Below are 13,938 nucleotides of genomic sequence, written 5' to 3'. Positions count from 1 at the left end.
AAAAGCATTGCCGAGTTAGGCCATACTGCAAAAGGAGAAAATCATGAGCTCAGCTGAGAGCGAACCGCGCCTGTACCAGCAAGTGGCTGCACTGGTTAAAGAACGTATTGAAAATGATGAGTACCCTGTTGGCACTAAACTACCCGCAGAAAGGCTATTGGCAGACGAAATGAATGTCAGTCGCACAGTGATCCGCGAAGCTATTATCATGTTAGAGGTGGAAGGATATGTGGATGTTAGGAAAGGCTCTGGTATACATGTTATCAGCAATCGGTCTAATAACTCTGTCAATACTGAGGGCGGCTTGGAGTTTAGCCGCTGTGGGCCGTTTGAATTATTGCAAGCAAGGCAGTTGATCGAAAGCCATATTGCGGAGTTTGCAGCGACTCAAGCCACCAAAGAAGATATTTTAAAACTGCTTGAAATTCAAAAGAATGCGCGTAAAGAGGACCGTTTTCGTGACTCAGCGTGGGATCTGGCATTTCATATGCAAATTGCGGCTTCGACCCATAACAGCGCGATGGTGGTGATTGTCGAACAAATGTGGAGCCAGCGGTTACTTAACCCGTATTGGTTAAAACTACATGAGCACATCGATAACCGCTCTATTGAAAGTTGGTGTGATGAGCACGACCAAATCTTACAAGCGTTAGCCCGTCGAGATCCAAAAGGCGCAAGGCAAGCCATGTGGCAGCATTTGGAAAATACCAAAAAGATGCTATTCAACGCCACTAGTGATGACTTTGAATTTACCATGGATCGCTATTTCTTTGCGGATAGCCCACCCGTTGACCAAAGCGACTAGCTAGTCTTCATCATCCTCTGAAATTTGCTTTAATGCGGGAAGGTTGACTAAGACAATTTTCCCGTATTTTGCATCAATCCAGCCTAATTTTTCCCATGCTACCAAGCGCTTATTGATAGTTTGGCGAGTGGTATTAATAATGGTCGCAAGGTCATCTTGAGTAAGGTATAGACTCAACTGAGTGCCTTTTTCATGGGGTTCTCCATATCCTTCCGCTAAACTCAGGAGGCGCTTTGCAAGCCTCGCCGAAACAGAAAGTAGGGCGCTGTCATTGATAATGGTGAACGCATTGCGGATTACTTTACAGAGCAGAATATTCAAAAACTGATAGAAAACAGGGTGTTTTTCCAAGATCAGAGAAAGATCTTTTGGGGAAATGGTCAGCAAGATTGTTGGGCTAATGGCTTTTGCATCGTGGGTACGCGCCGATTTATCTAACATCGCAATTTCACCAAACCAGTTGCCTGGGGACAGGTAGCGAAACACACATTCACGTCCATCGGTGGAGATCGAACTGACTTTTACTGAACCTTGGATGACCGCATACAACCCACGAGCGGGGTCGCCTTGGTAATGAACCATCTCACTATCATTATAAAAACGCAGTGTAGCGCACTCCATTAGCGCACTAATCAAATAGTTTGGTAAGTTACTGAACCAGCTATTGGTTTGTAAAACGTCTAGTACATCATCATGCGTCATAACTAACTGACTGTTTTGTACAACAATGTTCATTTGAATGCTCCCTGCATGAATCGCTAACTTTATCATGGCATTGGGTGGGGTTATGTTCAATCATGAACAACAGCAACAGGTAATTCAATGGGTTTGATCTAAAAATAGAAAATCCCGAGCCACCAAAGATGACTCGGGGGAGCTCACATCAATCGAAATTAATCTTCAAATTTCTTTTCGATGCCGAGTTTTTTTAATGTGAGGATTAATAGGCCCCCGATAAAGGCGACTAAGGCAATGAAATATAAGCCAGCTCGTGCGGATTCAAAGGTGGTTTCTGCCCAGACCCTTAAGTTTGGTGCCACAAAACCGCCTAAGTTACCTACCGAGTTAATTAAAGCGATACCCGATGCCGCTGCCGTTCCGCCTAAATAAGCCGATGGGAAGCTCCAGTACAACGGTTGCATCGCTAAGTGACCCGCAGCAGCCACACACAATGCAATGATGGCAATCACTGGGATGCTATCGAACAAGCCAGATACAGCAATCCCCGCAGCGCCTAACATAAAGGTAATTGCAGCCACTTTACGGCGTTCTTTTAAACGCTCAGAAATACGGGGTACATAATACACTGCGATAGCGGCACATAATGGTGGAATTGCTGTCACAAAGCCGACCAACACACCCACTTTGCTACCTAGCAAGGTTGCGATTTGTGTTGGTAAGAAGAAGTAAATGCCGTATCCACAGACCTGAACAGTGAACCAAATCAAGCACAGGTACAGAACGCGCATGTCTAGCAGGGCACTCAGCGCACCTTTCGGGCTGTGGCCTTTTTTCGCGTCTTCTTCTAGTGCAAGTTTTGAAGCAAGGGCATTTTTTTCATCATCTGTCAGCCATTTTGCTTTTTCTGGGCGGTCATCAAGGTAGAAGAATACCCATATCCCGACAAGAGAAGCTAATAAACCTTCCACAACAAACATCAATTGCCAGCCGTATAATCCGAAAGCAAAGGATGAGCCCTCCAAAGCAAGCAATGAGCCTGATAATGGGCCACCAATAATAAATGCTAATGGCGCACCAAACAGGAAGTAGCCAGTGACTCGAGCACGGATATTTTGTGGGAACCAGAAGGTTAAATATAAAATAACCCCAGGGAAGAAGCCTGCTTCACTCACACCGAGTAAAAAACGCAAAACAATAAACGTGGTTTCATCATGGGCAAACATCATTGCTGCAGAGATTAACCCCCACGTGACCATGATGCGTGATAACCAAACTCGCGCCCCAATGCGGTATAACAAGATATTACTCGGTACTTCAAACAATGCGTAACCGATAAAGAAAATCCCTGCGCCGAATGCATAAGCGGCGTCGCTTAACCCTGTTGTTAGCTGAAACTCTTGTTTAGCAAAGCCAATATTTGAGCGATCTAAGTAAGCTAATATGAACATTAATACCACCATTGGTATTATTTTTCGTATCGCTTTGCTGGTCGCTGATGATAAGTGGTCAATATTGGTGGACATGGTTCACCCCAGTATTTTTTATAAGGTAATGATGTTATCTATTCATTTTTATTACGTGTTTAGCCCACCACTGAGAAATCAGCAGAGTAGAGTATAGAGCTATTAAATAGGTAATTTAAATGAATAATTCTTGTTATATATTTCCCTTTCCTTTGCTGTGAATAATTAAAATATCAGGAAAGGGATTTTTATTATTTCACGTTAAATTTTGCTAATGCTTCTGGTTTTAACGTTGTTCCTGCGCCTGGTGCGGTTGGGGTGCTGTACACACCATCAACCACTTCCACGGGATCAACAAAGCAGTCCAGTGTCCATGGAATAAATTCCAATAATGAACAGGCAGGGTGCGCCATCACGAGATGCAACTGTGCTTGCATCATATCGCCATGGTGCGGAGTGACTGGCAGGTTAAATGCCATACCTAAGTCGGCAATTTCCCATACTGCGGTTAAACCACCACAACGAGTTGCATCGGGTTGTAAGTAGTCAACAGCGCCAGCGAGTACAAATTCTTTAAATGAATCATTGTGATACAGTAATTCACCTAAAGCGATTGGCGTATCCATATAAGCGGCTAATTGCTTATGGCTCGCCACATCATCGTGCCACAGTGGTTCTTCAAACCATTTGATATTGAAATCATTTAAACGGTGGCCATATTGTTTGGCGATGCTGATATCCCATTTACCATTTGCATCAACCATTAAGTCAATATCGTCGCCGATTGCGTTGCGAACAGCTTCGATACGTTGTAAATCTTCGCGTGGATCAGGTTTACCAATCTTCATTTTTATCGCTTTAAAGCCTTCTTCGAAGATCATTTTTTTACAGTCATCGACAAGGTCGTCTTGGCTGCGAACTAACCAGCCGCAGTCGGTATTGTATGCATTGACTTTATTATGTTTAGAACCACCAAATAATTGCCACAGAGGTTGCTGCGCGGCTTTGGCTTTTAAATCCCACAGTGCGATATCAATGGCGGAGATAGCCATTTGCATTAAACCACCACGTCCCACCCAAATATTGGTTGAGCTACGAGTAAGTTTACGGTGCAAATAACGCACTTCGTTCGGGTCTTCACCCAGTAACATTGGGCCAAAAACATCTTCAATAATGGTGGTAATTAAACGGTCTGTTGTAATATCTGCATGTGTGCCAGTGTGGCCATAGCCCACTAAACCGCACTCTGTTTTAATCATCACACCAGGCATCCCCCAGTGGGTAATGCTGTGGGTTGAATCGCCAATCAGGTCATTAGTGACCGGAACGTGCATGATAAAGGTGCTAATTTCTTTTATTTTCATTGCTATTCCCAAGTGTTGAAAAGTACTTGAAAGTCAATCTAGCAGTGAGAATTGGAATTAACTGTCAAATGATTTACAGATTGTGCCAATGCCGCGTTTTTAAATGATAAATATGAGCTAGATCTCTTTATTTTGTATGATAACTCATAAAAAAAACTTAAAATTGGTATAACAACTTTATTTGGAACACTGAATTTTGAAAAGGAAAGTTTGAAAAGTGAATAACAATGTCACTAATTTATTGTTTTTAATTAAAAATAAAAATTTTTATCAAAGTATAGGGTTACTTATTGAGTAGGTTTAGAATAATTACGGTAAAATTCAGCGGATGATGGATAACAAATGTGTAAACGATTTTTTTTGCTGTTTTGCGTGTTATTTGTAAATTCAATTTCTCAATCGTTAGCGGTTGAGATAAGCAATACCGACGATTGGAAGCTTGCAGATATTCCGCCTAAATTAGTACAAACGAAAGAAAATGAAATTATTTTTTCGCTCATAGCAGGTGAAATGAGAGCAGTCGCTGAGTTAAATGCAGACCATGGTTTTTACGCTTATTCCCCTGCAGGGGACTATTGTGCGCTGCAATTCGGCAATGATTATGCCTTTGTTAAAACTAGCTCTTTTGCGAATAAAAAGCCGCGTTATGCACCAGATGCAGACCGACTCAATGATTTGCAAAACCCGATTTATGATTATTTGGTCACGCATCAAAAAACCCCAGTTTACCGAACAACCGACAGCAATAGCCCACAAATAGCTTCTTTGTGGGATAATTTGCGCTACCCTATTTTGGCTCGCATGATTAAAACCGATAAAGCGGGTGAGAAGACGGCATGGTTAACTATTCGCCTTGGAGATCGTTTAGGGTATGTGCGTTTACAGGATGTCGCATTGGATAAAGGTATTCCTATCTTAACGTATCACCATATTTTGCAAGATAGCGAAAATAAACACTTTCGCCACACCTCGACGACGACATCGGCTAAGGCATTCAGTGAGCAAATGAATTACCTGAAAAATGCAGGTTACCAAACGTTGTCCCTAGAAGATGTGGAAGATTATTTAAATCAAACGGCCAATCTGCCAGGCAAAGCCGTGGTACTCACCTTTGATGATGGTTTGAAGTCGGTTTACCGCTATGCGCTGCCTATTTTAAGGCATAACCAGCAGCAAGCGACGTTATTTGTGATTTCTTCACGGATTAAAACACAGCCGCAAAAGTGGTCGGCTGACTCATTACAATTTATGAGTAAACAAGAAATTAAAGATAGCCAAGATGTATTTAACATTCAGTCCCACACACATTTTTTGCACCGTTTGGATAATCACAACTCTCCCATTTTATTTAGCCGAAAAGAACATACGATTATGTTGGATTTTAAACGATCGATGAAGATTTTGAGCCACTTCGAGCCAGATCAACGTTATTTAGCTTACCCGTTTGGTGGCTATAACGCATCGGCGATGGAAGCGGCGAAAGAGGCTGGGTTACATCTCGCGGTGACGACGATACAAGGAAAAGTGAAGCTGGGGGATAACCCATTTGCCTTAAAACGCTTATATGCGTTTCGTACCGATCCACTGGATAAATTTGCCCAAATGGTAGGTAACAGCGAACAAAACGTTGTAAACCAAAATATTATTGTTGATAAGTAGCCAGCTCTTCGTAACGCACTGAGTTTTATGCTCTGAAAACTCAGTGCTCATCGAGCTGTTTGCCTGACCCCATCTCTTTTAAGAAACGCTGCTGATACACAAACAATTCTTTGGCACTAATACAGTGGTAATCCATTGAAAACTGCTTTGCGGTTTGCTCAATAATTTTTGCCAAAGCAGGGTAATGGCGATGATTCCAGTTGGGAAATAAGTGGTGAGTCAGATGAAGGTTTAGCCCGCCTAGCCAATAGGTTAGCCAGCGTGGTGTGGTTTGCCAGTCATAAGTGGTTGAAAATGTGTGGGTATAAAAACCATGAGGCATGTTTCCTTCTTTAGGCGGGGTATAGAAGGTGGCTTTTGCCCAATGGGTGCCGAGTATTAGTACAACAAATATTAATGATGCAAACATTTGGCTGAGTACGTAGGTCAAGAGCAGCGTGCCAAGGCTGATATCGTGCAAAACGATTGCGGGGATCACAATGGCCATCACCAAATGCAGTAATTTTGCCATGATAAACGCCAATATACCTTGCTGCCCTTGATGACGCATATGGGGCGCTACGCGGGTAAAGTGAAACCTGTCCATCCAATCAAAAAACCAAATGAGTGCAGGGAATGTCATTGCTGCAATCAATGGCCAATACAGGTGTTGGGCTCGCATAAAAGGATACCAACGTTGGTAAGGGGTTTGGCGTAAAACAAAATTCTCTTCAATATCCAAATCGTAATGGCGAATATTGGTATGAGCATGGTGAAAAATAATATGCCGCACGCGCCAACACTCAGGGTCTAAGCCAAGGGGAATGGTGATCCAAAAGTTGAGCCAATAATTGGCTTTGGCGTGTTTAAAAATCGCATTGTGTGAGGCGTCGTGTACTAAATTAATGGCCAATAATAAAGCGAAGCAGACAAAACAGGGGTAAAAAACAAAAAAGGCCCAAGGTGTATCGAGTAACAGTGCCGCAAAATAACTGCCTAAACAGCACAATACCAACACGGCGCTTTTGGCATAAAAACGTCCGTCAGCAAATCGATGATCGGCATTATCATGCAAATATTGTTTAGCCGCTTTATTCAAGGCTTTTTGGAAGTCTTGATCATGGCGGTGCTGGTAACTGAGTGGCCTAAGTGGTTTAAGCGACATTCGCCACCACTATCGGTTTTCGGCCAAACCCAACTAACATCAATAAGCTGTGCAACCACAACGCACTGGTAAAAATGACCCAGAAGGCTGTCGTCCATTTCCAAATAAATACCACACAAATCAGTAGTAAGCAGGCGATAAAAAACCAGCTCATTAACCCTGATTTTCGCCCATCAGAAATCCCTGATAATGCCACGGTTCCTAGTGCCAAAAGCACAAATAAAACGACTTGTTGCAGCGTAGTGCCTTGGTAGCCATAACCGTAAAGGTAGACATAGCCGATAACTAGGGAGAATAAGAGTAATGTTCCCATTACTAAGGCAACTTGGTTTACGCGAAATAGCGGCGTTGGTTTTTGTGCGGGTTTACTGGCACGTTTAATCATCCGCCAGAAAGGTAAGTTACTGTCAATAAAGGGGTTTTCAGAGGCTGGAGTACCTTTAATACCAAAATGATGTTCAGTTTCAGGGAGTTTGGCAAACGTACCGAACAGCTTATCCCAAAAAATAAAGCTTCCTGCAAAGTTGCGATTGGAATAATGCCCTTCTTTGACGTGATGAACGCGGTGGTGCTGCGGCGTCACCATAAATTTCTCTAACCAACCCAAGCGCGGGATCAGGGCGCTGTGGTTAAAGAACTGAATGGTATAGTGCAAAATCGACACAGTAAGGAAAACCTCAAGCGGAATGCCCATTAACGCTAATAACATAAAGAAGGGGATTGATGTGAGTGATGAATACCACGAATTTCTCACCCCTAACGACAAGTTATAATGCTCCCCTTGATGATGCACAACGTGTACTGCCCAGAGTATTCTATAAGTATGGTGCAATCGGTGGAGCCAATAGAAGCCGAAGTCCCACGCTAAGATTGTAAAAACCCAAACTAAAATTGTTGGCCAGTTTTCAACAAGGTTGAAAGAGTAGTGAGTGACCACAAACCCATAGCAAAAAATCTCTAACCCTCTAAATAACCACAACATAATATGGCCAGAGTTCAGGTTGAACACCAATTCTTGCCAGCTTACCGTACCCTTTTGTGTTTTGGCGATCACTAAGCCTTCTGCGACGACGATCGCTAACATAAAAATAATGGGAAAGGTTAATTCATTCATGAGCGTTTTCTCTCTAAGCGGTATTTTGCAGCGTGGACAACCCACAGCGCGCAACAAGCCGTTACTGCTCCAGTGACAACATCAATAAACAAGTGGCGTTTTAACACCAATACGGACACGCAGATAGCGGCGGCCCATAAACAATAAGTTAATGTGCGAAATTTATATTTTACTGACCATAATGCATTCAGTACCACAAGAGTCAATGAGACATGTAGAGAAGGTAATAAATTTTGTGGGCTATCGATATCGATCAATGCCGATAATGCATGACCAGAAAATGTTGTTAAATCATATTCATGGTACAGCATCGTAGTGGGATACAGTAAATAAACTGCGCCAGAAACCAACGCACACAATTGCATGGCGAACATTAATAAACGGGCGCGCTCAATGGGGCTGCAAAAATAGCCTAGTGGAATAAATAAAAAGAACGACAGATAAAACCAAACTGCATGTGGGGAGAATGGCACGATGTTATCAACGGCACTTGGGCTTAAGATATTGGCATTCTCAACAATTTGCCCTGTGTAGTTGTACACAATGCCAACGGTTCCCCAGCCAATCAAACAATAGGTTAAGCGCTGGAATAAGACGTTGCTTGTCATTGCGGTTCCTTGCGGGTAATGCGGCGTTTTTTGATGGAAAGTGATTGTTCAATAGGTTTAGCTAATAATTCCCAATGTAACTGCTGAATATCCACGCGTTGACTGGCTAAGTAATTTTCCAGTTGTTGATGGCAATGAGCAAGTTCTTCTTCACTGCACTCGGCTTGCAAGCATAAATGGTAACCTTGTTGGGTAAGCCGAAAATCCGCAGTGAGGGGTAAATTATTCACGATGACTCTCGCACAAGGATCGGCAAAAATTGTGGTCATATTACCTTGTTGATCAGGCAGTTGCAGTAAGTCATCACAACGTCCTTCAATACGTTCAATGGCAAGTTCTGGAGAGCCACAAGGGCACGGCGCTTGTTTGACCACCAATACATCATCAAGCTGATAACGCACAATCGGCTGTGTTTGGCGGGTAAAATCGGTGATTATCGGCGAAAACCGTGTTTCATCTAGCCAATTAGGTTCAATATGCAGGAAAGACTCATTTAAGTGCAGCGTGCCATGTGAGCAGGTACAACCCAGAAAGCCTTCTGTGGCTTGGTATACCTCGCCCACTTGTGGAAAACAGCGCTTAAGCTTCTCTTTGTCTTGTTGTTCAAGAACTTCTGCCACTGAAATCACTTTGTGGGTGGTTAGCTGGATTTGCTGGTGGATAATGGCATCAGCAATGGCACACAACACTTGTGCAGGTGCGACAATAATTGAGGGTTGATAGGCTTCAAGGGCGGACAGTTGCTGCTGAAAATCCGCAAAAAGGTCGTAAAACCGTAAGGATATCCAGCGGTTATTCACGCTTTCATACAAATTATTGTTGGCACGTAAAAAGAGGGCAACTCGCTCACCGTGGAATAGTCCCTTGGGCAACATTTTAGCTAACATGCTGCCAGACCAGATACTTTGTTCCTGTGGGCTCACCACGAATATGCCGCGCCGCCCTGATGTACCAGAAGATAACCCAACGCTATAACGGCCAACTTTCGGGGCAAAATCACGCGATTGCTCACTTTTCTGTGCACATTCGAGAAGCATTTGGCTTAAGAGGCCAGCGGTATTCATTTGGTCAAAATTTTCCATCATGATGGATTTGTTCATAATAGGAAATTCATGTAGAGGGCGGTCGATATAGGCACGAAAATAAGGGCTTTTTGCCAGTATTTTGTGTTTAAATTGAGCCAAACGCTTTTGCTGGTAAGCCTCTAAATCTGTGCGGTTTTTGAATGACAAACGGCGTGCTCGCCAATAGTGCCAGAGCATCGACAATATCACTGTAAATCACCTTCATGGCAGAGCTGAATAACAATATTTTGCTTATCAATTTCATGCAATTTATTCAGTGTTTCATAATACGCTTGTTTGTCATCCATGATGATATTAGCGATAGCCATCGGGCCCCGTAGTTCACGGTAATTGGTGGGCGACCATGCCGCATCCCCTGCAAGCAGCACCCATCCTGCCTCTGTTAATACGCATAAGCCAATATGGCCTGCTGCGTGCCCTGGGAGTGGCACAATTAATAAGGTTTTTGACTTATTCACAGCAAAGCCTTCACCGAGTATTTGTAATTCACAGGGGAGGGCAACACGTTCAAAGCCTTCATAAAATACGGTTCGCTGTTCAAAGTCATCAGGTAATAAGCCGCGAACAAACGCACTTTTCAGGGCGGCAAAGCCCGTTAATGGACGTGTTTTTGCCCAACCATCACCAGAACAAATAATTGGCATCTCGGGAAAATCGCGCAGCCCTGCGATATGGTCACCGTGGAAATGGGATAAAATCACACCATTAATGTCCTTCGGTTTAAGTCCGTCGCTTGCCAGTTGATTGACTAACGCATCTTTGCTTTCAAAATAAACAGGAGTTACCGTACGATAGAACCGCATGATGCCTTTGCGTGTATGATCATAAAAATGGGTGGCATATCCCGTATCAAATAACCAACGCTGATTTTCGTCTTCAATCAACCATGCACGGGCAGGGAATTTGCAAGACTTAAAACTGGCACCTTTTAGGGCCACACAGCCTGGATGTGTGCAGTACCCAACTTCATATTGGTGAATGGTTAACATCAATTCTCCTGCTGTTTTAGCCAGTTAGCGGTTAAATGAATTCCTTGCTCCATGGAGTATAACGGGTAATAACCTAGTTCTTGTTGGGCTTTTTGGTTATCAAGCGTCATGGTGAAATAAGCTGCACCGAGGCTATAACGGGTGAGAAGCGGCTCTTTTCCAGTGAGATGGCTGATGCCCTCAAGTAACACAGCAATGCTATATAACAGGGGATAAGGTGCGGAACGAATTTCACACTCGAGTTGAAGCTCATGGAAAAGTTGCTGCAATGTGTGTTTTAGTGCTTGCGGCTGTTGGTTGGTAATATTATAGGTTGCGCCGCTTTGTAACGCGTCTTTATGCGTGGCCAGTTGCATGCTGTGAACCACATTCCCCACATAGGTTAAGTCAAAATGGTTATTTCCCCCGTTAGGAAGTACTAACTTACCCTGACGAGATTTGATTTGTGCCAATAGCCTCGGCAGTAGCACGCGGTCATGAGGGCCAAACAACCCACGAGGCCGCAATAGGGTATAGCGGGTATTGGGATACTGCTTAACACATTGCTGAATAGCTATTTCCGCTAAATATTTTGTTCTCGCATATTGATTGGCGAAATGAGTATTCTGGGTGGTTTCTGTAATATCACGTTGATGGGTGAAATTGAAATAAATGGCGGGGGTCGAAATATGAATAAAACGTGCTATTCCTAGCTCGCCAGCTGCGGTGGCTAATGTGTGAGTCGCATGAAAATTAACATTTTCAAAATGTTGGCGCTTGCCCCATGGTGAAGAGAGTGCCGCACAGTGCCAAATGGCATCACAGCCAGTCATCATCTCTTTCGCTTCTTGCAAAGAGAGCTTTGCCAGTTCACAAGGGGCAAACTCAGCACCCATTGTGATTAACTGTTCTCCTGCTTGTGGATTTCGCCCGCAAGCGACAACGTCAAAACCTCGCCCCAGTAAGTACTCACTAGCATTTCGGCCAAGCCCACTTGTGGCACCTGTGACTAAGATTTTCATGGCACTAATACCATGGCACACAGCGCTAAACCTGCGGCAGTACCAATTAACATCACATGTTGTTTTTCATAAAAACGGTCTGTGATAATCGCTTCGTGCAGTGCCGATGGAATCGATGCTGCAACTTGGTTACCTCGATGGCGATAGATATCAATGAGCTGATCGGATGTCACGCCAACACGTTGACGCATGTGTTCTAACGATAAATGGCTCGCTTGGTGGGGCACGACAGTATCAATTTGTTCGAGTTGTAAGTTTGACTCGGTGAAGACCCGCTGCATAAATTCTTCAATTAAGGCAGATGCCATGCGGAAAAGTTTTTTACCTTGCATATGAAACAGGAAATCATCCTCAGTCATTCCTGAACGTGGGTTTTTCCGTGTTCCACCTGCGCGAATTTCACAAAAATCAATCCCGTCAGTGTGTGTAGTGTGAGTGTAAGAAAGAATGCCACTGGTGCCATCCCCTTTTTCAACAATCACACACGCTGCACCATCACCAAAAATGAGCGATGATTCCTTATCTTGCCAGTCGATGCCCCGTGAGGCTATGTCAGCAGAGACAATGGCTATTCGTTGGTATTGGCTTGTTGCTAACATGCCCGCAGCCACTTGTAGCGCAGTAATAAAGCTAATGCAACTGGAGTTGATATCAAAGCAGGCAATACCATCATTTAAATTTGATTGTTCAAGGATGTGGGCAGCAGAGCAAGGTAATGCCTGAACAGGGATCGCTGAGGCGTTAATCAGCATATCAATACTTTGTGGTGATAACTGATTATGCTGTAATGCATTTGCAATGGCCTGTGCAGCCAACTGTGCTTGTGAATCAGTATTATTTGCATGATAGCGATATTCGATACCTGAATGTTTCTCCACAAACCCTTTTGTTTTATTGAATTTTTCATCGAGCATAGAGGAGTAAATTTTGTTTTCAGGCAAAGCAACGCCAGACGCGATGATTTTAAGTGGAGCAATTGACCTATTAGCGGACATATATAAAGTGCCTATCTAACCAAGATAACAACAATAAATATCAGAGTTCATTTATTTAATATATAGGAATTACGGAGTTCTTCTTATTGCCTATCGCTCACGGGGTTTCATGCATTTCATCAATCAAAGTGCGGAAAGTGCGTTGCCATGCTTTGGGTAATGAAGCCTGCCAAACGACATCGATTTGCCAATTTGCTGCCTCACAGTGGTGAAGAGGAATAAAGTGGATATCTTCTTGTGCAATATATTTTGCACTGTAAGGAATAAGGCTAACGCCCACTTTGGCGGCAACCAATGCAATAAGCGTTTGTATATCGCTGGCCTCTTGTAAGGGAGAGATATGTAACTCTTCCGATTGCAGGTAACGCTGAATTTGTTGGTAAAGGCCAAGGCCGCGCTCTGCACGTAACATAAGCAATGGATATTGTGTTAAATAATCCCGTATCGAATTATGTTGTGCGTATTCGCGTGATATAGCGAGGGCTAAAACTTCCGTTTTTAAGGGTTGGCTAATAATATTTGTTATTGAACCATGGGAGACACGGCGAGTAAATGCAATATCTAATTGATGAGTAAGAAGATTCTCTCTCATTATATGTGATGGCATATCGTCCAACACAATGGCAACGCTAGGTAGTTTCTCCCGTAAGTGAGCAACAAATAAAGAGGCCTCTTGAAAAGATGAGATCCCAAAACCGACATTCAAAACTTTAGGGGGCTCTTCCTTGATCGTCAATGCTTGATTCAATAATTCTTGTACGTGGTTCAGGACTAATTTTGCATGGGGTAGCAATGTAAGGCCATGCTCTGTCAGCATTGCGCCGTGGCGGCCTCGTTCAAATAGCCGTAAATTGAGTTGCTCTTCTAATAACTTAATTTGCTTTGTTAATGCAGGCTGGCTTATGCATAAGCGTGTTGAGGCTTCTTTGAAATTTTTTGTATCCGCAAGAGTAATAAAGGCGCGAAGAAGTCGGGTATCCATATTTACCTCTTACAGAAAATGATAAACGCTATAGTATCTATATAATGA

Annotated in this window: 13 protein-coding genes; 2 read left to right on the top strand and 11 right to left on the bottom strand. The window is 43.3% G+C overall.

The window, feature by feature from the left end; translation table 11 throughout:
* The first annotated feature begins 43 nt into the window (after positions 1–43).
* Positions 44–805, top strand: a complete 762-nt coding sequence (exuR, locus tag PR808_RS11585) for a transcriptional regulator ExuR (protein ID WP_206083411.1) — start codon at positions 44–46, stop codon at positions 803–805.
* Here exuR and PR808_RS11580 read toward each other — a convergent pair whose 3' ends face one another.
* The 3 genes from PR808_RS11580 to PR808_RS11570 form a co-directional block, all read right to left on the bottom strand.
* Positions 806–1,540, bottom strand: a complete 735-nt coding sequence (locus PR808_RS11580; RefSeq protein WP_241016810.1) for a Crp/Fnr family transcriptional regulator — start codon at positions 1,538–1,540, stop codon at positions 806–808.
* A gap of 158 nt (positions 1,541–1,698) precedes the next feature.
* Positions 1,699–3,009, bottom strand: coding sequence for an MFS transporter (locus tag PR808_RS11575; RefSeq protein WP_206083413.1), 1,311 nt, complete (start codon positions 3,007–3,009; stop codon positions 1,699–1,701).
* 191 nt (positions 3,010–3,200) lie between these two features.
* Entirely contained in the window at positions 3,201–4,313 is a 1,113-nt protein-coding gene (locus PR808_RS11570) for a mandelate racemase/muconate lactonizing enzyme family protein (protein WP_206083414.1), read from the bottom strand.
* 342 nt (positions 4,314–4,655) lie between these two features.
* Between PR808_RS11570 and PR808_RS11565 the strand changes: the two genes are divergently transcribed.
* A complete protein-coding gene (locus PR808_RS11565; protein ID WP_206083415.1) occupies positions 4,656–5,972 on the top strand; it encodes a polysaccharide deacetylase family protein in 1,317 nt (438 codons plus the stop codon).
* Between the two features lie 40 nt (positions 5,973–6,012).
* Here PR808_RS11565 and PR808_RS11560 read toward each other — a convergent pair whose 3' ends face one another.
* From PR808_RS11560 to PR808_RS11525, 8 genes are all read right to left on the bottom strand, one after another.
* Complete coding sequence (locus tag PR808_RS11560) at positions 6,013–7,116, bottom strand: fatty acid desaturase family protein (RefSeq protein WP_272539337.1); 1,104 nt, start codon at positions 7,114–7,116, stop codon at positions 6,013–6,015.
* Positions 7,106–8,230 carry a sterol desaturase family protein gene (locus PR808_RS11555; protein ID WP_272539336.1) on the bottom strand — a complete coding sequence of 375 codons (1,125 nt, stop codon included), beginning with the start codon at positions 8,228–8,230 and terminating at the stop codon, positions 7,106–7,108. Before PR808_RS11555 ends, PR808_RS11560 begins: the two co-directional genes overlap by 11 nt.
* Positions 8,227–8,838: a phosphatase PAP2 family protein gene (locus PR808_RS11550; protein ID WP_206083418.1), complete on the bottom strand. Its 612-nt coding sequence runs from the start codon at positions 8,836–8,838 to the stop codon at positions 8,227–8,229. The genes PR808_RS11555 and PR808_RS11550 overlap by 4 nt, the downstream gene beginning before the upstream one ends.
* Positions 8,835–10,100, bottom strand: a complete 1,266-nt coding sequence (locus PR808_RS11545; RefSeq protein WP_272539377.1) for a F390 synthetase-related protein — start codon at positions 10,098–10,100, stop codon at positions 8,835–8,837. The genes PR808_RS11550 and PR808_RS11545 overlap by 4 nt, the downstream gene beginning before the upstream one ends.
* Positions 10,101–10,108: 8 nt before the next feature.
* Positions 10,109–10,912 (bottom strand): MBL fold metallo-hydrolase, encoded by an 804-nt coding sequence (locus PR808_RS11540; RefSeq protein WP_206083419.1) that lies wholly within the window; start codon positions 10,910–10,912, stop codon positions 10,109–10,111.
* Positions 10,912–11,913, bottom strand: a complete 1,002-nt coding sequence (locus tag PR808_RS11535) for an NAD-dependent epimerase/dehydratase family protein (RefSeq protein WP_272539335.1) — start codon at positions 11,911–11,913, stop codon at positions 10,912–10,914. Before PR808_RS11535 ends, PR808_RS11540 begins: the two co-directional genes overlap by 1 nt.
* The gene (locus tag PR808_RS11530) at positions 11,910–12,908 is read right to left on the bottom strand and encodes a 3-oxoacyl-[acyl-carrier-protein] synthase III C-terminal domain-containing protein (protein WP_206083421.1); all 999 of its coding nucleotides are present in this window, start codon (positions 12,906–12,908) and stop codon (positions 11,910–11,912) included. Before PR808_RS11530 ends, PR808_RS11535 begins: the two co-directional genes overlap by 4 nt.
* 97 nt (positions 12,909–13,005) lie before the next feature.
* A complete protein-coding gene (locus PR808_RS11525) occupies positions 13,006–13,890 on the bottom strand; it encodes a LysR family transcriptional regulator (protein ID WP_206083422.1) in 885 nt (294 codons plus the stop codon).
* Between the last annotated feature and the right edge of the window lie 48 nt (positions 13,891–13,938).

The organism is Providencia sp. PROV197 (assembly GCF_028479625.1).
Classification (GTDB): Bacteria; Pseudomonadota; Gammaproteobacteria; order Enterobacterales; family Enterobacteriaceae; genus Providencia; species Providencia vermicola.
The sequence above is the reverse complement of the archived record's forward strand: the minus strand, read 5'-3'. Positions and strand labels throughout refer to the sequence as shown.

Excerpts from the sequence above, each read along its gene's own strand:
- exuR (WP_206083411.1), top strand. The coding sequence starts at position 44 with ATGAGCTCAGCTGAGAGCGAACCGCGCCTGTACCAGCAAGTGGCTGCA.
- PR808_RS11580 (WP_241016810.1), bottom strand. The coding sequence starts at position 1,540 with ATGAACATTGTTGTACAAAACAGTCAGTTAGTTATGACGCATGATGAT.
- PR808_RS11575 (WP_206083413.1), bottom strand. The coding sequence starts at position 3,009 with ATGTCCACCAATATTGACCACTTATCATCAGCGACCAGCAAAGCGATA.
- PR808_RS11570 (WP_206083414.1), bottom strand. The coding sequence starts at position 4,313 with ATGAAAATAAAAGAAATTAGCACCTTTATCATGCACGTTCCGGTCACT.
- PR808_RS11565 (WP_206083415.1), top strand. The coding sequence starts at position 4,656 with ATGTGTAAACGATTTTTTTTGCTGTTTTGCGTGTTATTTGTAAATTCA.
- PR808_RS11560 (WP_272539337.1), bottom strand. The coding sequence starts at position 7,116 with ATGTCGCTTAAACCACTTAGGCCACTCAGTTACCAGCACCGCCATGAT.
- PR808_RS11555 (WP_272539336.1), bottom strand. The coding sequence starts at position 8,230 with ATGAATGAATTAACCTTTCCCATTATTTTTATGTTAGCGATCGTCGTC.
- PR808_RS11550 (WP_206083418.1), bottom strand. The coding sequence starts at position 8,838 with ATGACAAGCAACGTCTTATTCCAGCGCTTAACCTATTGTTTGATTGGC.
- PR808_RS11545 (WP_272539377.1), bottom strand. The coding sequence starts at position 10,100 with ATGCTCTGGCACTATTGGCGAGCACGCCGTTTGTCATTCAAAAACCGC.
- PR808_RS11540 (WP_206083419.1), bottom strand. The coding sequence starts at position 10,912 with ATGTTAACCATTCACCAATATGAAGTTGGGTACTGCACACATCCAGGC.
- PR808_RS11535 (WP_272539335.1), bottom strand. The coding sequence starts at position 11,913 with ATGAAAATCTTAGTCACAGGTGCCACAAGTGGGCTTGGCCGAAATGCT.
- PR808_RS11530 (WP_206083421.1), bottom strand. The coding sequence starts at position 12,908 with ATGTCCGCTAATAGGTCAATTGCTCCACTTAAAATCATCGCGTCTGGC.
- PR808_RS11525 (WP_206083422.1), bottom strand. The coding sequence starts at position 13,890 with ATGGATACCCGACTTCTTCGCGCCTTTATTACTCTTGCGGATACAAAA.